Consider the following 20893-nt stretch of genomic DNA (forward strand, 5'->3'; position numbering starts at 1 on the left):
CACCATTACGGGCAAGATTTGCGCGAGCGATCAATTGAGCCCTTTCGCGCATTGCATTAGGAGCGCTGACAAGAATCGCTCATCGAAAGGCTTCTCATATGTCTACAGTTCTCGTCATAGGAGCGGGCGGTGTCAGCTCCGTTTGCGTCCACAAAATGGCGCAATTGCCGCAGATTTTCACCAATATTCACCTCGCCAGCCGGACAAAATCGAAATGCGACGCGATTGCCGCCTCGGTAAAGGAGCGAACGGGGCAGGATGTGGCGACTTATGAAATCGACGCGGAAGAAGTGCCCGCAATGGTGAACCTCATCAAAAAGGTTCAGCCCAGCCTCGTGGTGAACCTTGCGCTGCCATATCAGGATTTGCCGATCATGGATGCGTGCCTGGAGGCGGGCGTGCATTATCTCGACACCGCCAATTACGAACCCAAGGATGAGGCGAAGTTCGAATACAAATGGCAATGGGCCTATCACGACCGGTTCAAGGAGGCAGGGCTTATGGCTTTGCTCGGCAGCGGGTTTGACCCCGGTGTGACATCGGTTTTCACGATGTGGCTGAAGAAGCATAAGCTCAAAACTATCCGCACGCTCGACATCCTCGATTGCAATGGCGGCGATCACGGTCAGGCCTTTGCGACCAATTTCAATCCCGAAATCAACATTCGCGAAGTGACCGCGCCTGCACGGCATTGGGAAAAGAGACCGGGGGAGAACGGCGAGTGGGTGGAAACGCCCGCTATGCAGGTCTCAACCCCGTTTGATTTCGAAGCGGTGGGCACGCGTCAGGCGTATTTGATGTATCATGAGGAGCTGGAGAGCCTGGCCAAATTCAACCCGGAAATTGAGCGCGCGCGGTTCTGGATGACCTTTGGCGATGAATACATCAAGCACCTCACAGTGCTGCAAAATGTCGGCATGACTTCGATTGAGCCGGTGCGTTATCAGGGCCAGGAAATCATCCCGCTGCAATTCCTGGCAAGCGTTCTGCCAAAACCGGAAAGCCTTGGCGAAACCACCAAGGGCAACACCAATATCGGCTGCATAGCAACCGGAGAAGCTTTAGACGGTTCGGGCGAGAAGACCTTCTATATCAACAATATTTGCAGCCATGAGGCGGCGTATGAGGAAACCGGAAATCAGGCGGTCAGCTACACCACCGGCGTGCCTGCAATGATCGGCTCGGCCCTAATGGTGATGGGCGTTTGGAACGGCAAAGGTGTATTCAACATCGAGGAAATGGACCCCGATCCGTTTATGGACATGCTGAATGAGCACGGCCTGTCATGGCAGGTGAAGGAGCTTGATGGGCCGGTCGTTTTCTAAGCTATCAATAGCCCGGCACGATAATGCAGTTTGGATCACCAGCGCACACAATTGACTGCCGGGCATTAGAAAGCGCCTGAATATTGCTTTGTGCCATCTGGATATATGTCTCCAGTACCCATTGCGCCCACACATCTGCGGTGCCTGCCAAACGGCGGGCTTGTAGCGCGGGACTCGCGTTTCCCTGCTCACTGATGCTTGAAACGTCACGGTGCGGGTCAAGGTTGAGGAACAAGCTCGCTGGCACAATCCAGCCGCCCATGTCGCTGTACATTTCACGCGGAGCTACGAACATATGCACGCCCACACCGCGCTCCTCATCATCACTCAGAGTGCCATAGATTACGATGGCAGCCATTCGGTATGGTTTCGCGTTACGCTTGCCATCGGCGATGAAAACGGTCCCCGAACCTTGGTCGTCCAGTAAGACTGCCTTTTGCATTTTGTGGGAGGCGAGTATGCGCACATCGCTAATGCCTCCGGCGCGTGCCGATGCCATAAAGGCACCCGCTACATCGCTGCCATTTGCGCCAAAAAACCACAATGCGCTTCCCGCAAATGACGAGGGGCGAACGGGGCGATGCATATATTGTATGCCCGTACGGTCAGCTGTCGGCTCTGAGACTTTTTCCCAACCTTCAAAGCCTTTTACCTCAAATCCATCGACAATCGGCACGGGAGCTTTTGCGTGAGCAGGCGATATGACTGCCAGGCTTAATCCGATCATGAACAGAAAAAATCGTCGCATCTAAGATCCCACCTCCACTCCAAGAGATTGCCGAGAGAAGATGACATGAATAAGGCAAAAGTCAAAGGAGCCGAGTATGCAAAACCCGATGCCGACAATGGCTGGTGATCCCGGCGCATTCGCCCAATTCGATCTCTCCCGCGTCGAGAGCCCCGCATTCGTTGTGGATGCGGCAAAGCTGCGCTCCAATTGCCAGATCCTCGCCGATATTCGCGATGCGGCGTGCATAGATGGTGCCAGCATCAAAGTGTTTGCCGCTTTGAAAGCGTTTTCGATGTGGTCGGTTGCGCCATTATTGGGCGAATATCTCGATGGTGTTTCCACCAGCGGTCTGTGGGAAGCGCAATTGGCGTCCGAATTTTACGATGGCGAAATTGCGACCTATTCTGCCGCTTACAAGCCTGAGGCGCTGGAGGAGATTTGCCGGCTGTCCGATCACGTTATCTTCAATTCGCCCGCGCAAATGGCGCGCGCGCGATTGATCCTTGATGCGGCTGCCACAACCGGCGGGGATGTGTCGGTGGGGCTCAGGATCAACCCGATGATTGCGACAGGCGAAGTGCCCAAATACGATCCCTCTGCGCCCGGTTCGCGGCTTGGCTTTCCGATTGACCAGTTAACTGACGAGCATATGGAAGGGGTGGAGGGCATTCACTTCCACAATCTGTGCGAGCAGACCTTTGAACCGCTGCGCGCGACGTGGGACCGGGTGTTTGATGCGATTGAGCCCTATTTTGGTCAGCTCAAATGGATCAACATGGGCGGCGGGCACCATATCACGCGCGCCGATTATGAGCGCGATCAGCTGGTGGACCTCCTGAAAGAAGCCGCAGAGGATACCGGCGCTGAAATCATCCTCGAGCCGGGCGAGGCGATTGCGCTGGATGCAGGCATTCTGGTGGGCACGCTGCTCGATACGATGTTCAACGATGGTCCTGTGGGCATCACCGATGTATCAGCGACCTGCCATATGCCCGATGTGCTGGAAGCGCCTTATCGTCCTGCAATGCTGGGCGAGCTGACGGATGACAGCATTCCCATCCGGCTGGGCGGGCCATCGTGCCTTGCAGGGGACGTAATCGGCGAATACCGCTTGCCCGTACCAGCGCAGGCCGGCGCGCGGTTCGCGCTGCTTGATCAGGCGCATTATTCGATGGTGAAGACCAACACGTTTAACGGGGTGCCGCTGCCCGGCATCTGGCTGTGGGATAGCGAAACCGATGCGCTGGAATGCGTCAAACGGTTCGAATATCACGATTTTCGCGACCGCTTGAGCTAGGCTTTACAGACCTTTGCGCCCAAACCCGCCACCGCCGCTATTGGCGCGCTTTGCGGTATCGCTGGCCGCATTCAGCCCCGACGGTAGGCCGAGATTACGCGCATCGTCAGGGCCTGCATGCCCCATCGCTTCACCGCGCTCCGTCTGATTGATCGCCAGGGCCAGTTTGGCAAGCGAGGCAAATTGCCGGGCGGCTTCTTCGACGCGTTCCCGGTCGCCTGCCGCGCTCAGTGATCCGCTTTCGAACAGATCGCCGCTTTCCACCGCGATAATCACCGCTTCATCCTTGAATATCGCGCGCACGGCATCGCCATCAAACGCGGCCTCTATCGCGATGAGATGTTCGATAAAGCTGGGATGCACAATGACGCGCGCTTCGACCTGATCGTCACTGTAAATATCGAACACATCTTCGAACGCAGGGTGGACCTGATCGACTATGCTGAGTTCATGACCTCTAAATTTCACCCGGTCCTTGCGCCCGCCAAGGCCGAACCACGATTTGTGCTTGCCCGCGCGCTGTAAAAGAGTGGTGGAGTGGAACCTTCGGCCAAATTCCATCGCGATGATCGCGCCGCGAAACACAGTGACCCAGCGGCGATTTTTGCCTGACCCGCGCCGCTCTTCCAGATGCGCCTCGTAAAGTTGAAAGCCGTGCCCTTCGATCGCGCCAAACCAGCGGTCTTCGAAACTGGATCGGTCGCAGCTGGGGACCAATTGGTAGGTTTTGCACGCGTCAAATTCGATGCCCGGTTCGGCATCATGTTCGTAAGTCACGCCCAGGCTTTTGGCGATAGCGGAATTGATCCCGATCTTAATTTCTCTTTTCGCGTTCCTGATCGGAATATAGCCCCAGGTTCCAATCCCGGCAAAAGCGAGGAAAGATAGGGCATAAATTAAGTTCCCAAGGCCAAAAGGGGCAAACCATAAAAAGGCGAGCACCGGCAAAGCAATGCAGGCACCGATGGTCCAACGCCATTGCGCTTTGTCCTTGGCTGCTGCGCGCATGGCGGATTGCTGCTCAAGCCATTGGCCAAGCTCGCCGCCCATCAGTGCCTGCACATCTGCGTGCATCATGCTTGTGAAAACCCCTTTTTCACCGATGACCGCAGCAATAGCGGTGTTCCCTTAACCAATTGATGCTAATATACACAAAACAGGCAAAGAAGGGGTGACAATGTTCTGGACATTAGCAATCATTGGCGGCGTTGTTGGATTTCTGGCGGTGCTGGTTATCGGCATTTACAACAATCTTGTTGGCCTGCGCCAGAATGTGCGTCAGGGCGTTGCCGATATCGACGCCCAATTGCGCCAGCGTCATGATCTGATCCCGAACCTTGTCGAAACGGTCAAAGGTTATGCCGGACACGAAGCGGCGACTTTGGAAGCGGTGATTGAGGCGCGCAATACCGCTGCCAAAAATCCGCCCAGCTCGGGCAATGAACAGGGTCTGCGCGTGGCGCTCGACAATCTGTTGGCGCTGGGGGAGGCTTATCCTGACCTGAAAGCGAGTGCGAATTTTCAGGAATTGCAGCGCGAACTGGCCAATGTCGAAGACAAGCTGGCCGCGGCCCGGCGCGCGCTGAACGCAGCGGTCGCCCGGTTCAATACGGCGCGGGAGAATTTCCCCGCAGTGCTGTTTGCTGGCTTGCTCGGTTTCCAGAATGCCGATTTCAACCAGCTTGACGATAGCGAACGCGGCACCGTCGATCAGGCGCCATCTATCGCGTTCTAAACGCTATTTCCATCCGGTGTGGAACCAAGGGGCCGCATAACGATTTTGATTGCGAAAGCGCGCATGGGGCTTATATGCGCGGCTTCGCTGCCCCAAGGGACATTACCGCAAGGCAGCCCATAAACCGTTTCGGCGGACAGAAACTAAACCTTCTGGGGGTCCCTTGAGTTGCACACTTTTCCTGACGCACGCACTGTAGTCCGCTCGCTCGCTCCGGATGAGCCGATCATCCTGAACCGCCCCCACGCGGCAAAGCGGGCGGCTGCGTTCTTTGCCGAGAAATTTCCGGGCAAAGTGCTTTATGCTGTCAAAGCCAATCCTGCGCCCGATCTGATTGAATGCCTGTGGGATGCGGGCATCACCCATTACGATGTCGCCTCCATTGCAGAAGTGCGTCTGGTGCGCGGCCTGCTGGCGGATGCTGAGCTGTGCTTTATGCACCCCATCAAAACCCGCAAAACCATTGCCGAGGCGTATTTCCAGCACGGGGTGAAAACCTTTAGCCTCGACAGTCACGAAGAGCTGACCAAAATTGTCGATGCCTGCCGCGATCCCGAAACGGGCGAGGCGGCAACCGATTTGCGGTTATGCGTGCGGCTGCGGGTATCATCGGAACACGCGCAATTGAGCCTTGCGGCAAAGTTTGGCTGCGATCAGGCAGAAGCGCCCGGCCTGCTTCAAGAAGCGCGCCAGCATTGCGATTGGCTGGGCGTGTGTTTCCATGTCGGCAGCCAGGCGATGACGCCGTGGGCTTTCGTACAAGCGCTGGACCGCACCCGCGCCGCGATTGCAGAAGCCAGCGTGGTGATCGACATGGTGGATGTGGGCGGAGGTTTCCCCAGTATCTATCCCGATATGGAGCCGCCCCCGCTTGAAGATTATTTCGCGATCATCGCCAAGCATTACGAAGAACTGCCCATCGCCTATAACGCAGAGCTGTGGTGCGAACCGGGCAGGGCGCTGGCGGCGGAATTTTCCAGCATGATCGTGCAAGTGACGAAGCGGCGCGGGGATGAGCTGTATATCAATGACGGCGCCTATGGCGCGCTTTATGATGCAGCGCATGTCGAGTGGCGTTTTCCTGTGCGCGCGCTCGAAGATGATTTGCGCGATGGCCTAATGGATTTCGCCTTTTACGGGCCGACCTGCGATGATGCCGATTACATGGCAGGCCCCTTTCCTTTGCCCGGCGATATTCAGGCGGGCGATTATATCGAGATTGGCATGCTGGGCGCTTATGGCGCGGCGATGAAAACGGGCTTTAACGGATTTGGCGACGCGCAATGCGTGGTGGTCGAAGACGAACCGATGATGAGCCTGTTTACAGGTGAGCGCCGCCAAGTGGACGCGGACAATGTGGTGAGCCTGCGGTAAAGCGATCTTTACCGCGGCGCTCCGTTACCGGGCGATAATATCAGTCCCGATGGCCTGCCACGCATCTTGCACATTCTGAGGCAAATCGCGCACACCGCGTTCCTGATTGCTATCAATCCCGCCTGCCCAAGTGTAAACGAGCAAGGCGGCAATATCAGTTCTGGCATCGGCAAGGGCCAGATAATTGTTTGCTGTCTCGGCCATATCCGTTTGGCTCAACCCGGCAGATGTGTGGAACGGTGTGTGAATTCCGTCTCCGATAAGGACGAGCGATTGGTCCGCGCGTAATTGCGCCGATGCTTTATCAAGAAATTCAACATATTGCGGATCAGCTGCCGGATCGCGCAATGTGTATGCGTTAAAGCCCCACAGATCGACGAAATCAGGCACTTCAGGATCAGCGCTGGTTGAGAAAGCTTCGACCAAAAGGATGCTGGAGCCGGGATAAGCGCTGCGGATCTGGGCGGCCACAGGCTCCAGAGTGGTGAGTGACACACCGCGCAAAGCTGGCTCGTCAAACAAATAGAAGACAATCCGATCAGGATTAATCCCGCTATCGGTAATCGCTGTCTGATATCCCTGCCAAAGCGCTTCGGCGTCCGCTGCGGGGCGCAGGTCGTTGGTGCCGGAGGTGAAAAATACCGGCTCAATCAGGATCAGGGGATCAAACAAGGCCGCCGTTCGGATCAACCGATCACGGTCGGTGTCAACATCGCCTGTGGGACACACCTGATTGAGATTGGTGAAAGCGGAAACTTCGTCGCTGTAGTCGGTGATTGTGTCGCTATCGAAGGGATCATCATGATCGCAGGCGACAGCCGCGAAACCAAACTGGGTAAGCCGGCTTTGCCCTGAAACGGGCGTGGATGTGGGTGTGGGCGTCGGTGATGGTGAGGGGGATGGTGAAGGACTGCTGATTGGGTTTGGCTGGCTGCTCCCGCGCGCATCTTCGGAGCCGCATCCGCACAGACTTACCCCGACGCTGGCGCAGATGACGATATGAGCGAAATTCCAGGTCATTTCATATGTCACACGGCGCACCCCCACTTTTGCCCGGATGTTCCCGTAATTTCGCCAGAAGTAAACCCAGCGCTTCACATGATTTTACCTCAGTGTATATTTAGTTTCAAATGTTACTAGTGTAGTCCCATGTTGCACTGCAGCAATATAGGCTGACGCAAGGACAATCGCACATGCACTGGGACATACGAAAATTATTGGAACCTTCTCTTATGACACGAGGAATTTTTAGGACACGAGGCGGCTGGGGCGATGATGATAGCGTTTGTGTACGCTATGCCGACGGGGCCGAGCTGGAAGTGCCGCGCATTCAATATGAAGCGCTGATCAACAATCCGCCTTTTGACGCTCTGCCATGGCAGGAAGATATGCCTGCGCAAAACGCCCCGCGCAAAGCGGGATAAGAGCATTCTGAGGTTCCGAGGCTGGCAGAGCCAGCTTACGCCTTAATCAAACCCCACGAACCTGACAGCATCCTCTTCGCTTTTGCGGTTCGAATAGACGCGGTTGGCGGGGAAATCGGGATCGGGCCAGCCCATCGCGACCGCTTTCATAATGACCTGATCGTCGGGAATACCGGCATGTTCGCGCACCACCGGGCTTTGCATGATACCTTGTGAATTGATGACGCAGCCGAGCCCCTTGGACCATGCCGCGTTGACCAGCGCGGTGGTGGCTGCGCCGCAATCAAACGCGGTGTCATCGCTTGTGCCCAGTTCGCGATCGTAAGTGACGATCACGCAGACGGGCGCATCGAACTGGCGAAAGCCGCGCAGCACCCAATCCTGCCGCGCTTCCTTGTCATCGCGGGCAATGCCCATTTCGGTGAACAATTGGACCGCGACCTCAATCTGGCGTTCGCGGTGGACCCCTGCAAACGGCTCGCCGCGCCGAAATTCGCGGCTGTCGGGTTCGCCTGCAAGGATGCGTTCGGTGTTGCCTTTGCGAATGCGGTCCAGCGGCTCGCCTGTGATGACATGAAAATGCCAGGGCTGTGTGTTCATGCTGGTGGGCGAGCGCATGGCAAGAGCGAGCACATCGGCAATCAGCTCTTTGGGCACAGGCTTGTCGAGATAGCCGCGAATGGATTTTCGCCCGCGCACAACCTCGGCAAAGGTCTGATTTTCGTTGCCGCCCAATTGGCTATCCATGCCGTATTCTCCCGATTCTGTTCGGCACGAGAGCTAGCGCAAGCGGAAGCAGGCGCAAAGGACGCTAGGGAACGGGTGGCTTGGCGGCGGGGACGCGAGCGGCGCTAGGCCGAGAAATAGGGCGCATCGCCCGCAATCGTCACGCGCTCCATCACGCGGCGCGCGGGAAAGTAATCGGACACAGCCAGATGCTGGCACACCCGGTTATCCCAGAACGCAATAGACCCCTCGCGCCAGCGGAACCGGCATTGCAATTCAACATCCTTAGCGGTGGCGTATAGATGATCGAGCAGCCAACGGCTTTCATCATCCGCCAGCCCTTCGATATGCGAGGTAAAGGCGGTGTTGACATAGATCACGCGTTCACCCGTTTCAGGATGCGTGCGGATGACGGGATGGCGCACTGGCGGATATTTTTCGTGCAGGTCTTCGGGCGCTTTGCCCAGCCGCCGTGCAAAGACGCGCGCAATATCGTGGACCGCTATCAGCCCTTCGCAATGGCGCTGCATTTTTTCGGACAGCCGTTCATAGGCAAGGTGCATATTGGCAAACAGGGTGTCGCCGCCAACCTCGGGCACTTCGCGCGCCAGCAGGATGGAGCCAAGCGATGGCTGTTTCCGCCACGTCACATCGGAATGCCAGTGATTTTCCTGCCCGCGGCTGTCCGGCCCATGCGCAATGCGCAGGACTTCAGGGTTGGGCTGATCCTTGGGAGTGGCCGGATGAATTTCCAGATCGCCAAAATGGCGAGCAAAGGCGATGTGCGCCTCCTGCGTCAGATCCTGATCGCGAAAAAAGATCACGCCATATTTGAGCAAGGCTGAGCGGATTGCGGGAATGGTTTGGGCGATATCCGGCGCGCCCAGATCAATATCAAGAATTTCCGCGCCAATTGCAGGCGTCATTGGATGAATATTGAGCGCGCCTGTATCAAGCGCGGCTTTATCGAATGAGCCTTTATTGAATGTCGTGGCCACCTTGTCTCTCCCAAAACCGGTTGTCGCCCCGAGTGTGCGTCAGACCGCTTCCAAGATCAAGCCGAGTGGGCGATTACGCCGCCTCGCGCAGAGACATATCCAGCCTGTCCCATATTTCCACCAGAGCTTCGGTCAGCTCGTCCATCATCGCCTCTGTGTGATGCGGGCCGGGGGTGAAGCGCAGTCGCTCTGTCCCGCGCGGCACAGTGGGGAAATTGATCGGCTGCACATAGACGCCATACTCGGCGAGCAGAATATCGCTGATTTTCTTGGCGCGCACTGGATCGCCCACCATCAGCGGCACGATATGCGTCGTGCTGTCCATAACGGGCAGGCCGCTTTCGGCAAATTTCAGTTTGAGCATGGCGGCAGCGGCCTGCTGGGCATTACGCTCAACATTACTTGATTTCAGGTGCTTCACCGATGCCAGCACGCCTGCCACCAGAACGGGGGAAAGCGATGTGGTGAAGATGAAACCGGGAGCATAGCTGCGGATGCAATCAATCACGCGGGTATCGGCAGCGACATAGCCGCCCATCACGCCAAAGGCTTTGCCCAAAGTGCCTTCGATAATGTCGATCCGGTCTGCTGCATTGTCGCGCTGCGAGATCCCGCCGCCATTTTCGCCGTACATGCCCACGGCATGCACTTCGTCGATATAGGTGAGCGCGTTGTATTTTTCGGCAAGGTCGCAAATCGCATGGATCGGCGCGACATCGCCTTCCATGGAATAGACGCTCTCAAACGCGATCAGCTTGGGCAATTCGGGATCTTCAGCGGCCAAAAGCTCTTCGAGATGGGCCATGTCGTTATGGCGATAAATGCGTTTTTCGCAGCCCGAATTGCGGATGCCTGCAATCATGCTTGCATGGTTCAATGCGTCGGAGAAAACCACGCAGCCCGGCAGCAATTTGGCAATCGTCGATAAAGTCGCATCGTTGGAGACATATCCGCTGGTGAAAAGCAGCGCGCCCTGTTTGCCGTGCAGGTCTGCCAGCTCGTTTTCCAGTTCAACATGCAGATGCGTGTTGCCGCCAATATTGCGCGTGCCGCCTGATCCTGCGCCCACATCGTGCAGCGCATCCTCCATCGCGGTGATAACCTTTTCGTGCTGGCCCATGGCGAGGTAATCGTTGGAGCACCACACCGTGATCGGCTTTGGCCCGTTATGCCCGTGAAAACAGCGTGCATTGGGATAAGCGCCCTTATTACGCATAATATCGATAAAGACGCGGTAGCGGCCTTCTTCGTGCAGGCGATCAATGGCAGAATCGAAGATTTGGTCGTAATTCACGGAAGTCTCGCTGCCCTGCGGGTCATGCCCTGCGATCAGAGCTTTTGTGACGGTTTGACCCTAATAACTCAGAACGTCTTGATTTGTTTCGCGGGTTTCTAGGTGAGAGTGATCGATTTTGCCATTAAGGATATTTGCGGCAAATCCTTTCTTACCACTTTGCGATTAGAAAACCCGAATATCGTTAAGGCCATAGGGCGCAAATTGGCGGGCAAGCCTATCCAGCTGCGCCTTATCATGCTTGCCCGTCACAACGGCGAAATCGGGATGCGAGCGGGCAAACCCTTGTCCCTGCGTGAGCGAGGCGATGCGGCGGGCAATGCCAGCAGCCCCGTCGATACAGCGAACCTGCGGGCCGAATGTCGCGATCAGTTCCTCTTCCAGCAGCGGGAAATGGGTGCAGGCCAGAACAAGAGTGTCGATATCGCCTGCGCCTTCTTTTCCGATCAATCCGGCCACTTCTGCTCGAACATCTTCGGCCGCAATCGCCTCTCCCGCCGCCTTTGCTTCTGCCAGATCGACCAATCCGGGGGCGGGAAAGCGGATGAGGCGTTTGTCGCTCGCAAATTCAGCTTCCAGCCGGTCCACATAAGGCTGGCGCACGGTTGCAGCGGTGCCCAGCAGGCCAATCGTGCCGGTTTTGGTCATCGCAGCGGCTGGCTTGATCGCGGGCACAGTGCCGACAATCGGGATTTCAAGCACTTCGCGCACCATGCCAAGCGCAATGGTGCTCGCCGTATTGCAGGCAATGCAGACGAGGCGCGGCTGATATCGCTCGCTCATCCGGCCCAGCAATCCGGCAACGCGCGCAGCGACCTCAGCCTCCGTTTTGGTGCCATAGGGCAGGCCAGCGCGGTCCGCTGCGAAAATTAGCGGAGCATCAGGCAAAGCGCGCTGGATTTCGCGCAGAACGGTCAGCCCGCCAACGCCGGTATCAAGAACAAGGATGGGTGAAAATTCGTTCAACTTGCCGTTTCCGCTGGCCCAAAGCTTGTCCAAGGGCTGTCTATCTTTACTTAGCCAGTGCGCTAGAAGAAGGACGATGCTTCGACAAGCTTGGCATGAACGGGGTGGTTGATTTGGAAACAGTTTACGCAGCTTTGTTGGCTTTTGTTTGCGGCTCGATCCCGTTCGGGCTGTTGCTCACCAAAGCGGCAGGGCTGGGCGATGTGCGCGATATTGGCTCTGGCAGCATCGGCGCGACCAATGTGCTGCGCACCGGCAATAAGGGTTTGGCAGCGGCGACGGTTTTGTTGGACGCGGCCAAAGGCGTTGTTCCTGTGCTGCTGGCGCGGGTCTTTGCGCCGGGCACCGAAGGCATTGCGGCTGTTGCCGCGGTAGCTGGGCATTGTTTTACCCCGTGGCTCAAATTCAAAGGGGGCAAGGGCTTTGCGACCGCTGCCGGCGTTCTGGGCGCGCTTAGTTGGCCGATGATGCTGCTGTGCGCCGGGGTTTGGGCGGGGGTGCTCGCCATTTTCCGCACCTCTTCGATCGCCTCAATGGCCACCGTCATTGCCGCGCCCATTGCCGCTGCCGCCTTTGGTCATCAGGCGCTCATCATGCCGCTCATCGCCATTGCCGCCATCGTCATCGTCCAGCACCGGGCCAATATCGGCCGGCTGATGCGCGGTGAGGAGCCGAAAGTCGGCTCTTCGAAATGAGCCTGTCCCAGCCTGAAGCTTTTGCCCGTATCCGTTTGCTCAGATCGCCCAATATCGGGCCTGTGACCTATCGCCAATTGCTGGCGCGCTTTGGCACGGCAGAGGCTGCGATAGAGGCTCTGCCCGATCTGGGAGCGCGCGGCAAAACCGCTTATCGCCCTGTCCCCGTAGCAAAGATTGAGCGCGAGGTTGAAGGTGTGCGCAAAGCGGGCGCGCGCTATCTGTTTCACGATCAACCCGATTACCCGCCGCTGCTGGCCGAACTGGAAAGCGCGCCGCCCATCCTGACATGCAGAGGCAATCTCGCGCTCGCATCAAAGCCATGCGCCGCGATGGTGGGCGCGCGCAATGCTTCGGGCGCTGCGGTGAAACTGGCGCGCCATTTTGCGAGCGAGCTGGCGCAGGCAGGTTTTACCATTGTCTCCGGATTGGCACGCGGGATTGACGGGGCCTGCCACGAAGGGGCGATGCCAAACACCATTGGCGTGATCGCCAGCGGGATCGACATCACCTATCCTCCGCAGCACGAAAAACTGCAGGAACGGATCGCCAATGAAGGCCTGCTGATCGCCGAGCAGCCGCCAGGCACAGAGCCGCGCGGGCGCCATTTCCCCAGCCGCAACCGGATTATCGCAGGGCTTTCCAGCGGAACTCTGGTGGTGGAAGCCGCGCCCAAATCCGGCTCGCTCATCACTGCGCGGCTGGCGGGTGAGGCGGGGCGCGAAGTGATAGCGATACCCGGCTCTCCGCTCGATCCGCGCTCGCTTGGCTGCAACCAGCTGATCCGCGATGGTGCGGTGCTGGTGCAGACACCGGAAGACGTGATCGAATTGCTCGAAAGCTTCACCGGCGCGCCCCGATCACAATTTCGCGTGGCGGAAACCGCGCAGCCCTTCGATTACGAAGAATTGCGCAATATGCAGTGGGGCGAGGCCAAAGGCGGCGAGAATGTGGATGTGACAAAGCTGCTGACCAAAGCCCCGATCGCGATTGACGAACTGATCCGCCAATCAGGCGCAAGCGCGGCGCAGGTGCATATGGCGCTGCTCGAACTGGAATTGTCAGGCGAGCTGGAACGCCACGACAACGGGGCCGTCAGCGTTCAGTGATGGCCAGCTAGATCTGCGCAGGTTTTCCAGCAAAGCTTGCGCATTAACCAGATGGGCGGATATTCGCCGTAAGCCCTAAAGCACGCAATTTAAACGAGATCCCATGGCAACCAACCAAAACCGCCAGGTTACAACGGGCGAATTGATCAACGGTACGTTTCGCGAGCTTGCCGGGATCAAGCGCCCTTTGGCGATGTATTTCGGCTTTTTCTTCATCGCCAGCCTTGTCGCATCGGTCAGTTCTGCGTTTGGCTCTTTGTTGTCGATCCCGCTGTTTATCGCCTATTTCGCAGGGCAATATTACCTTTACCGCGAATTGCTTGGCGCGGCGCAAATCACCTTTGATGACAGGTTCAAGGTTTTCAGTTTTCTGTTTATGGGCGTGCTGCTCGGCATTGCGCTCTATTTCTCGATGTTCTTCCTCGTGATCCCCGCGATCCTGCTGGGTGCCAAATGGATTATGGCGCCGACATTTCTGGTGGCAGAGGAGCTCAATCTGTTCGAAGCCATCGGCGCAAGCTGGCGCGCAAGCGAGGGCAATCTGGCGGCTATCGCGCTGACATTCACGATCATCTGGTTCATCTGGCTTGCGCTGATCGCGGTGCTTGGCACTGTGTCTGGCGGGTTTGAGGCTGTTGTCGGCGGGCTTGCCGGATTTTCGCGTTCTACGATTACCAGCGCTTTCAGCTCGCTAGCCTTCCATGCCTTGCCGGTGATGCTGATGGGCCTATCTGTAACTTCTTATAGAGCGCTCAAAGATCCGGCAGAAAGCCTTGTCGCGATTTTCGAATAGGCTATTGACGCGCCTTCAAACCGGGCCCCACTCTCGCGCACACGTACACGTGTAAGGAAATTTCAGACCTCTCATGCAGCTTGTCATCGTTGAATCGCCCGCCAAGGCCAAGACCATCGAACAATATCTGGGCAAGGATTTCAAAGTCCTCGCCAGCTATGGTCATGTCCGCGATCTGCCGCCCAAAGATGGCAGCGTCCGGCCCGATGAAGATTTCGCGATGGATTGGGAGCTCTACCGGGACAAGCAGAAACGGTTCAAGGAAATCGCCGATGCGGCCAAGGGCGCGACCCGGCTGGTCCTCGCAACCGACCCTGACCGCGAAGGCGAAGCGATCAGCTGGCATGTGCAGGAGCTTTTGAAAAAGCGCAAAGCTCTGCCCAAGGATGTGGACCGGGTGACATTTAACTCGATCACCAAAAAGGCGGTGACCGACGCGATGGCTGCCCCGCGCGAACTCGATCAGCCGCTGATTGATGCCTATCTGGGCCGCCGAGCGCTTGATTATCTGTTCGGCTTTACCCTCTCGCCTGTATTGTGGCGCAAACTGCCCGGCGCAAAATCGGCAGGCCGGGTGCAATCGGTTGCGCTGCGTCTGATTGTCGAACGAGAACGCGAGATCGAGGCGTTCAAGCCCGATGAATACTGGTCGGTTCTGGCCAAGTTGGAGCAGGACGGCACCGAATTTGACGCGCGGCTGGTCAAATTTAAAGGCGAGAAGTTGGAGAAGCTCTCGCTCGGCGCTGAAGGCACCGCGAACGAGGCGAAAGCCGCCGTTGAAGCCGGGAGATTTACGGTTGAAGCGGTGGAGACCAAGCCGCTCAAACGCAATCCATCGCCTCCGTTCACCACATCGACCATGCAGCAGGAAGCCGCCCGCAAGCTCGGCTTTTCCGCCAGCCACACCATGCGGTGCGCGCAGTCCTTGTATGAGGCGGGCGCGATCACTTACATGCGGACAGACGGTGTGCAGATGGATGGCAGCGCCATTGCGGCTGTGCGCGGGGAAATCGGATCGCGCTATGACAGCGCCTATTTGCCTGAAAAACCGCGCTTCTATTCAACCAAAGCGAAAAACGCACAGGAAGCGCACGAAGCGATCCGGCCCACCAATTTTGCGCGCGATAAAGCAGGGGCAGGCGATGAGGCGAAGCTGTATTCGCTGATTTTCAAGCGCGCCATGGCAAGCCAGATGGCCGCCGCGCAATTGGAGCGCACCACGATCACTTTGCGCGATGCCACCGGCCAGCACGAATTGCGCGCCACGGGTCAGGTGATCAAATTTCCTGGGTTTTTCGCGGTCTATCAAGAGGGCTTCGACGATAAGTCCGACGATGATGATGATGGCCTGCTCCCCGCAATGGATAAAGGCGACAGCCCGGCGAAAAAGGGTGTTGAGGCCAACCAGCATTTCACCCAGCCGCCGCCGCGTTTTTCCGAAGCTTCGCTGGTTAAACGGCTTGAGGAATTGGGCATTGGCCGGCCATCAACTTATGCCTCAACCATCCAGACCCTGCGCGATCGTGATTATGTGCGGATGGAGAAAAACCGTTTTTTTGCAGAGGATTCCGGGCGATTATTAACAGCGTTCCTTGAGCGGTTCTTCCCCACTTATGTCGCCTATGATTTCACCGCAGGCATGGAGGATGAGCTCGACACGGTTTCTGACGGGCGCGAGGATTACAAGGAATTGCTGTCCAAATTCTGGGCCGATTTCAAACCCAAAACCGAAGAGGTGATGGAGAAACTTCCCAGCGAAGTCACCGAAGTCCTTGATGAATATCTTTCCGATTACCTCTTCCCCCCGCGCGAAGATGGCAAGGATGCGCGCCACTGCCCCCTCTGCGAAACAGAGGGGCGCGAAGGCGGCCGTTTGTCCCTGCGCGGCGGGCGGTTTGGTGCGTTTATCGCGTGTCAGAATTATCCCGAATGCAAATTCACCCGCCGTTTTGCCCAGCCGGGCGGCGACGGGGATGATGGCAGCCAGGACGGCCTTATGGGCACGCACCCGGAAACAGGCGCAGAGATCCACCGCAAATCGGGCCGCTTTGGCCCCTATGTGGAGATGGAGCACGAAGAGAAGAAAAAGCGCGCCTCCATCCCCAAAGACCTCGATGATTTTGATCTGGAATGGGCGGTTAAACTGCTCGATCTGCCGCGTATTATCGGTGCGCATCCTGAAACGGCGAAGGAAATCGAGGCTGCGATTGGCCGCTATGGCCCCTATCTGCGCCACGATGGCAAATACGCCAAACTCACCTCAACGCGAGACGTGTTTGAAACGGGCATGAACCAGGCGGTCGTCCTGCTGGCCGAAGCTGCAAATCGCAAAGGCGGCGGGCGAGGGGCTGCGCGTGAGCCAATCAAGACTTTGGGCGAACACCCCACATCGGGCGGCGAGATGAAAGTGATGGAGGGCCGCTATGGCCCGTATGTCACCGATGGCACGACCAATGCGACTTTGCCCAAGGACGTGAAACCAGAGGATATCGAGGCCGCTCAGGCCATCGAATTGATCGATGCGCGCGCCGCGAAAGGTCCGGCGAAGAAGAAGCGCAAAAAGGCCGCGCCCAAGAAGAAAGCGGCAGCGAAAAAGCCAGCGGCCAAGAAGAAGGCGCCAGCGAAGAAAAAGGCTCCGGCCAAGAAAGCCGCAGAATAGCCGGAATGGGCAAGGAACGCTTTGAACGCCACAAGCAACCGTGGAACGCAGAAGAAGCGGGGCGTTTAAAGCTGCTCGCGTCCAAAGGGCAGGGGCTGAAACAAATCGCCAAAGCGCTGGGCCGGAGCGAGGATTCCACCAAGACTTTCGCGAAACAGCAGAAAATTAAGATCGCGAAGAAGCGGTGAGAGGCGAGTGCTATTGCTTGTTGATCGTGAAAGTCGTCAGTTCAAATGTTGGAGATTAGCTAGCAATGATCAGCGTCGATCTGGCCAATGAAAACCGCGCCCTATTGAAGGAATTTTATGAAGCAGGGCTAATTGGCATGCTTGATCTATTGCAAGCCAAGATGGATCAAAGAACTGCCATCCAGATCGAAGCCATCATCTTCGCAGCGTCTGGAGCTTATCAACACTATTCAAAGTTAGAAGGGTTATTGGACCAAAATACCTCGCCGGATGGGGGTTTTGTGACGGACAAACTGGTGGTTCGCGAAGCTTTTTGTGCTGCCTGGGGCTTGCTCGACTCAATGGATTTTTTACTTCGGTTGTCGAGAACTGCCAATTGCGGTGTTCCCTTCGAATTAGCAGAAGAGACCAAGCAGGTAGGCAAGAATATTCAAAAGCTCAGAAATTTTTTGGACCACCTACCCGAGAACTTGCAGAATGCGTCTTCGGCAAAAAATTGGGCGCCGCTTACAGGCTGGCTTAGTTATCAGACAAACCCCTGCTTGAGACCGCCATCTCAGAAGAGCGACTTTGCATTTATAACACTAATTTCTTGGGGGTTATTGAAGGGGCCCACCAAGGGAAAGATACCAGACCACCTCAGTGACAGCGTCATTGGACCGATAGATAATATAACGTTGAATGCTAAAAAGCATATGTCAATCAACTTAACTCGCTGTTTTTATGCACTAACTCTTGATCTGAATCAGTGGTCGTTTCAAATGTCTAAAGAGCTGCCCCAACTGATTGAAGGTTCAAAAAGGTCGACCGATGGTCATCGTCTATTGCAACCGACAATGGTTTTCCGTTGGTCAAATTCCAGTGGAGGCCGAGACCTTAGATTTCAATCGCTTCGCGATCCTCTGACTCGGACTCGTGCAAGAGTGAGAAAAACCTAGTTTTAGAATTCAGCATCATCACCCAAAATCCAGCCCAATTTCCTCGTAAATCTCTTTATCCTCGTCCCATTTCTCGCTCACTTTCACATGCAGAAACAGGTGCACTTTCAATCCCAAAATCTCCGCCAACTCAGCTCGCGCCGCTTCGCCGATGGCTTTGATCTTCGAGCCGCCTTTGCCAAGAACGATGGGTTTCTGGCTGGGCTTTGCGATCACGATTTGTTGGCGCACTTCGACGCTGCCGTCCTTGCGCACGTCGTAGCTTTCCGGGCGCACGGCGGCGTCATAGGGGAGTTCCTCGTGCAATTGGGCATAAAGCTGTTCGCGAGTGATTTCGGCGGCCAGCAGGCGCTCTGACGCGTCGGAAACCTGATCTTCGGGATAATGCCACGGCCCCTCAGGCATCATTGCTGCGAGCGCGTCTTTCATCTCCGCCACTCCGTCGCCTGTTAGTGCGGACACGAAGAAAATCTCGGCAAATTCCACTTGCCCGCCCAATTCCTGTGCGAGCGCGAGCAGCGGTTCTTTCTTCGCCTTATCGACTTTGTTGAGGACCAGGATCTTGCGCTCGGGCCGTTTGGCCAATGCTTCGACCAGCGGCACCAATTCGTGGCGGCGCTGTTTGATCGGATCGACAATCAGCAGCACAGCATCAGCCTGCGCGGTGGAATCCCACGCGGCCGACACCATTGCCCGGTCAAGCTTGCGCTTGGGCGAGAATATGCCGGGAGTGTCCACCAGGATCATCTGGGTCGCGGCATCGCCAGCTTCGTGCAGAGCAATGCCCAGCATCCGCGCGCGGGTTGTCTGCGCCTTGGCAGACGTGATCGCGACCTTTTGGCCCACAAGCTGGTTCACCAATGTCGATTTGCCTGCATTGGGCGCACCGATGACGGCGACAACGCCGCATTTTTGCCCGGTCATTGCGTGAGCTCCTCGCCGCGTTCTCGCGGCATAGCTGCGGAGCGGCTGCGGATAACCGGTCGGTCTTGCGAAACCTGGCGATTTCGAAGTTGTGTTAACGATGGGGTGTTCACCCAAATTCCTCCAAAAAGCTTTGTGCGGCGCGCTTTTCAGCTTCGCCTTTGCTGCCGGCAACGCCTTTTGCGCTGCCGACATTGTTGATCGATACCTCAACGGTAAAGCTGGCATTGTGATCCGGCCCGGTGCGCTCGATCACTTCGTAATTGGGCATGGAGCGCTTGTTTCCCGCGGCCCATTCCTGAAGCGCGCTTTTGGGATGTTTGGATTTGCCCGCATCGCCAGAAAATTCCGCTTCCCACAACAGGTGGACAAGATCGCGGGTCACATCAAAGCCGTTTTCGATAAAGCACGCCCCGATCAGCGCCTCCATCACATCGCCCAGAATGTTGTCGCTATCCGCCCCGCCATCCTCGCGCGCTTGTTTGCCAAGGCGGATGTGATCGGGCAATCCGATGCGCCGCGCTATCCGAGCGCAAGTTGCCCCGCTGACGAGAGCGTTGAGGCGCTGCGATAATTTGCCTTCGGGAAAATTGCCCGCGCCGTAAAGCCATTCTGCCACCGAAAGCCCCAGCACGCGGTCGCCCAGAAATTCAAGCCGCTGGTAGTCCGGTTCGTGCAAGCTACCAGCGCCGCTGCCGCCGTTAAAGCTGCCATGGGTCAGCGCTTCTAACCATTTGCTTTCATCGCTGACCGGGAAATTCTGCGCGGCCAGCCATGCGCGTGTTTCGGGGGCAAGAGAGGCGGCAGGCGCGCTCACAATGCATCCCCGATCCGGTTCCAACGGGCGGCGGTGAACCAAGTCCACGGTTTGATCCATTCCGCGCTGCCATCGGTGGACCACATCAGCACGCTTGCCCGGCCAACCAGCAAGTCCTGATCGACCATGCCCACGCCATCGCCTGCCATGGCTTCAAACCGGCTGTCTTGCGAATAATCGCGATTGTCGCCCATCACGAACATCGCGCCTTCGGGCACGGGCTTTTCCGTAAACGTATCGTGTGAGGGCTTAAGGCCGAAATCGAGCACATCATATTCGCGCCCGCCCGGCAGCGTCTCACGAAAACGGCGATAGCGGCATACAATTTCGCCGCTGTCCAAGCGCACTTCATCGCCGCCCCATGCGCAGCTGGTGTTTTCAGAAAGCGGGATCTCAAAATCATCGATTTGGATGCGCGGGACCAATTCGCCGTTCAGCACCAATTGCCCGCCAGCAACCGCGATGGTGTCTCCGGGCAGGGCGATGACGCGTTTCACATAATCCTGCCCGTCCACCGGATGCTTGAAAATCACCAAGTCGCCGCGTTCCGGGGCGCCGGCAAGCACGCGGCCAGGGATCAGCGGCGCGGAAAACGGCAGCGAATTGCTGGTAAAGCCGTAAGGCCATTTGGCTGCGAGCAGATAATCGCCATTCCACAGCCTTGGCAGCATGCTTTCAGACGGGATGGAGAAGGGGGCAAACACGAAACTGCGGAAAATCAGCACGGCAAGCACAAGTTTGAACAGGAACCTGGCAAAGCTGAACCAGCTTTCCGGCGCGTCCTCTTCGTTTGCGGGGTTTGCGGGATCGGCCATAGCGCTGCCCTGGCCGCCGCTATGACCATCGCCTGAAATGGGCAGTTGTGCAGATTGGGTCTTAACATCCATCGCATCCACCCTTA

21 protein-coding genes are annotated in these 20893 nt (G+C 57.0%); 11 read left to right on the forward strand and 10 right to left on the reverse strand.

Features of this window, described 5'->3' with window-relative positions:
- Positions 1–98 precede the first annotated feature (98 nt).
- On the forward strand, positions 99–1325 hold the full coding sequence (locus tag AC0V6L_RS12155) for a saccharopine dehydrogenase family protein (protein WP_486154476.1): 1227 nt from the start codon (positions 99–101) through the stop codon (positions 1323–1325).
- A gap of 4 nt (positions 1326–1329) precedes the next feature.
- Here the strand turns inward: AC0V6L_RS12155 and AC0V6L_RS12160 are convergent, their stop codons facing one another.
- The gene (locus tag AC0V6L_RS12160) at positions 1330–2001 is read right to left on the reverse strand and encodes a hypothetical protein (protein ID WP_486154477.1); all 672 of its coding nucleotides are present in this window, start codon (positions 1999–2001) and stop codon (positions 1330–1332) included.
- 160 nt (positions 2002–2161) lie between these two features.
- On the opposite strand from AC0V6L_RS12160, the gene AC0V6L_RS12165 reads away from it, so the two are divergent.
- The gene (locus AC0V6L_RS12165) at positions 2162–3352 is read left to right on the forward strand and encodes a carboxynorspermidine decarboxylase (RefSeq protein WP_486155134.1); all 1191 of its coding nucleotides are present in this window, start codon (positions 2162–2164) and stop codon (positions 3350–3352) included.
- A 3-nt stretch (positions 3353–3355) separates the two neighbouring features.
- On the opposite strand, the gene AC0V6L_RS12170 is transcribed toward AC0V6L_RS12165, so the two are convergent.
- The gene (locus AC0V6L_RS12170) at positions 3356–4429 is read right to left on the reverse strand and encodes a DUF3137 domain-containing protein (protein ID WP_486154478.1); all 1074 of its coding nucleotides are present in this window, start codon (positions 4427–4429) and stop codon (positions 3356–3358) included.
- Between the two features lie 100 nt (positions 4430–4529).
- On the opposite strand from AC0V6L_RS12170, the gene AC0V6L_RS12175 reads away from it, so the two are divergent.
- Complete coding sequence (locus tag AC0V6L_RS12175; protein ID WP_486151142.1) at positions 4530–5087, forward strand: LemA family protein; 558 nt, start codon at positions 4530–4532, stop codon at positions 5085–5087.
- 168 nt (positions 5088–5255) lie between these two features.
- Positions 5256–6461, forward strand: coding sequence for a type III PLP-dependent enzyme (locus AC0V6L_RS12180; protein WP_486154479.1), 1206 nt, complete (start codon positions 5256–5258; stop codon positions 6459–6461).
- Positions 6462–6485: 24 nt separating this feature from the next.
- Here AC0V6L_RS12180 and AC0V6L_RS12185 read toward each other — a convergent pair whose 3' ends face one another.
- Complete coding sequence (locus AC0V6L_RS12185) at positions 6486–7481, reverse strand: hypothetical protein (RefSeq protein ID WP_486154480.1); 996 nt, start codon at positions 7479–7481, stop codon at positions 6486–6488.
- Between the two features lie 212 nt (positions 7482–7693).
- On the opposite strand from AC0V6L_RS12185, the gene AC0V6L_RS12190 reads away from it, so the two are divergent.
- Complete coding sequence (locus AC0V6L_RS12190) at positions 7694–7885, forward strand: hypothetical protein (RefSeq protein WP_486154481.1); 192 nt, start codon at positions 7694–7696, stop codon at positions 7883–7885.
- Between the two features lie 42 nt (positions 7886–7927).
- On the opposite strand, the gene AC0V6L_RS12195 is transcribed toward AC0V6L_RS12190, so the two are convergent.
- The 4 genes from AC0V6L_RS12195 to murI all read right to left on the reverse strand — a co-directional run bounded on the left by AC0V6L_RS12195 (position 7928) and on the right by murI (position 11869).
- Positions 7928–8632: a nitroreductase gene (locus AC0V6L_RS12195; RefSeq protein WP_486151148.1), complete on the reverse strand. Its 705-nt coding sequence runs from the start codon at positions 8630–8632 to the stop codon at positions 7928–7930.
- A 104-nt stretch (positions 8633–8736) separates the two neighbouring features.
- The gene (locus AC0V6L_RS12200) at positions 8737–9609 is read right to left on the reverse strand and encodes a TauD/TfdA dioxygenase family protein (protein ID WP_486154482.1); all 873 of its coding nucleotides are present in this window, start codon (positions 9607–9609) and stop codon (positions 8737–8739) included.
- 73 nt (positions 9610–9682) lie between these two features.
- The gene (hemA, locus tag AC0V6L_RS12205) at positions 9683–10903 is read right to left on the reverse strand and encodes a 5-aminolevulinate synthase (RefSeq protein ID WP_486154483.1); all 1221 of its coding nucleotides are present in this window, start codon (positions 10901–10903) and stop codon (positions 9683–9685) included.
- A gap of 165 nt (positions 10904–11068) precedes the next feature.
- Positions 11069–11869 carry a glutamate racemase gene (gene murI, locus AC0V6L_RS12210; protein WP_486155135.1) on the reverse strand — a complete coding sequence of 267 codons (801 nt, stop codon included), beginning with the start codon at positions 11867–11869 and terminating at the stop codon, positions 11069–11071.
- Positions 11870–11964: 95 nt separating this feature from the next.
- On the opposite strand from murI, the gene plsY reads away from it, so the two are divergent.
- From plsY to AC0V6L_RS12240, 6 genes are all read left to right on the forward strand, one after another.
- Positions 11965–12564 (forward strand): glycerol-3-phosphate 1-O-acyltransferase PlsY, encoded by a 600-nt coding sequence (plsY, locus tag AC0V6L_RS12215; protein WP_486154484.1) that lies wholly within the window; start codon positions 11965–11967, stop codon positions 12562–12564.
- On the forward strand, positions 12561–13673 hold the full coding sequence (dprA, locus tag AC0V6L_RS12220) for a DNA-processing protein DprA (RefSeq protein WP_486154485.1): 1113 nt from the start codon (positions 12561–12563) through the stop codon (positions 13671–13673). The genes plsY and dprA overlap by 4 nt, the downstream gene beginning before the upstream one ends.
- A 103-nt stretch (positions 13674–13776) precedes the next feature.
- Positions 13777–14466: a hypothetical protein gene (locus AC0V6L_RS12225; protein ID WP_486154486.1), complete on the forward strand. Its 690-nt coding sequence runs from the start codon at positions 13777–13779 to the stop codon at positions 14464–14466.
- A 73-nt stretch (positions 14467–14539) separates the two neighbouring features.
- Positions 14540–17125: a type I DNA topoisomerase gene (gene topA, locus AC0V6L_RS12230; protein WP_486154487.1), complete on the forward strand. Its 2586-nt coding sequence runs from the start codon at positions 14540–14542 to the stop codon at positions 17123–17125.
- A 5-nt stretch (positions 17126–17130) separates the two neighbouring features.
- Positions 17131–17313 carry a hypothetical protein gene (locus tag AC0V6L_RS12235; protein ID WP_486154488.1) on the forward strand — a complete coding sequence of 61 codons (183 nt, stop codon included), beginning with the start codon at positions 17131–17133 and terminating at the stop codon, positions 17311–17313.
- A gap of 65 nt (positions 17314–17378) precedes the next feature.
- A complete protein-coding gene (locus AC0V6L_RS12240) occupies positions 17379–18251 on the forward strand; it encodes a hypothetical protein (protein ID WP_486154489.1) in 873 nt (290 codons plus the stop codon).
- 18 nt (positions 18252–18269) lie between these two features.
- Here the strand turns inward: AC0V6L_RS12240 and era are convergent, their stop codons facing one another.
- The 3 genes from era to lepB form a co-directional block, all read right to left on the reverse strand.
- Positions 18270–19175 (reverse strand): GTPase Era, encoded by a 906-nt coding sequence (gene era / locus AC0V6L_RS12245; RefSeq protein WP_486154490.1) that lies wholly within the window; start codon positions 19173–19175, stop codon positions 18270–18272.
- Positions 19176–19284: 109 nt separating this feature from the next.
- The gene (rnc, locus tag AC0V6L_RS12250; RefSeq protein ID WP_486151168.1) at positions 19285–19992 is read right to left on the reverse strand and encodes a ribonuclease III; all 708 of its coding nucleotides are present in this window, start codon (positions 19990–19992) and stop codon (positions 19285–19287) included.
- A complete protein-coding gene (gene lepB / locus AC0V6L_RS12255) occupies positions 19989–20879 on the reverse strand; it encodes a signal peptidase I (RefSeq protein WP_486154491.1) in 891 nt (296 codons plus the stop codon). Before lepB ends, rnc begins: the two co-directional genes overlap by 4 nt.
- Positions 20880–20893: the final 14 nt, after the last annotated feature.

It is taken from the genome of Erythrobacter sp. JB1-15 (genome assembly GCF_057365035.1).

Excerpts from the sequence above, each read along its gene's own strand:
- AC0V6L_RS12155 (WP_486154476.1), top strand. The coding sequence starts at position 99 with ATGTCTACAGTTCTCGTCATAGGAGCGGGCGGTGTCAGCTCCGTTTGC.
- AC0V6L_RS12165 (WP_486155134.1), top strand. The coding sequence starts at position 2,162 with ATGCCGACAATGGCTGGTGATCCCGGCGCATTCGCCCAATTCGATCTC.
- AC0V6L_RS12170 (WP_486154478.1), bottom strand. The coding sequence starts at position 4,429 with ATGATGCACGCAGATGTGCAGGCACTGATGGGCGGCGAGCTTGGCCAA.
- AC0V6L_RS12175 (WP_486151142.1), top strand. The coding sequence starts at position 4,530 with ATGTTCTGGACATTAGCAATCATTGGCGGCGTTGTTGGATTTCTGGCG.
- AC0V6L_RS12185 (WP_486154480.1), bottom strand. The coding sequence starts at position 7,481 with ATGACCTGGAATTTCGCTCATATCGTCATCTGCGCCAGCGTCGGGGTA.
- AC0V6L_RS12190 (WP_486154481.1), top strand. The coding sequence starts at position 7,694 with ATGACACGAGGAATTTTTAGGACACGAGGCGGCTGGGGCGATGATGAT.
- AC0V6L_RS12195 (WP_486151148.1), bottom strand. The coding sequence starts at position 8,632 with ATGGATAGCCAATTGGGCGGCAACGAAAATCAGACCTTTGCCGAGGTT.
- plsY (WP_486154484.1), top strand. The coding sequence starts at position 11,965 with ATGAACGGGGTGGTTGATTTGGAAACAGTTTACGCAGCTTTGTTGGCT.
- dprA (WP_486154485.1), top strand. The coding sequence starts at position 12,561 with ATGAGCCTGTCCCAGCCTGAAGCTTTTGCCCGTATCCGTTTGCTCAGA.
- AC0V6L_RS12225 (WP_486154486.1), top strand. The coding sequence starts at position 13,777 with ATGGCAACCAACCAAAACCGCCAGGTTACAACGGGCGAATTGATCAAC.
- topA (WP_486154487.1), top strand. The coding sequence starts at position 14,540 with ATGCAGCTTGTCATCGTTGAATCGCCCGCCAAGGCCAAGACCATCGAA.
- AC0V6L_RS12235 (WP_486154488.1), top strand. The coding sequence starts at position 17,131 with ATGGGCAAGGAACGCTTTGAACGCCACAAGCAACCGTGGAACGCAGAA.
- AC0V6L_RS12240 (WP_486154489.1), top strand. The coding sequence starts at position 17,379 with ATGATCAGCGTCGATCTGGCCAATGAAAACCGCGCCCTATTGAAGGAA.
- era (WP_486154490.1), bottom strand. The coding sequence starts at position 19,175 with ATGACCGGGCAAAAATGCGGCGTTGTCGCCGTCATCGGTGCGCCCAAT.
- lepB (WP_486154491.1), bottom strand. The coding sequence starts at position 20,879 with ATGGATGTTAAGACCCAATCTGCACAACTGCCCATTTCAGGCGATGGT.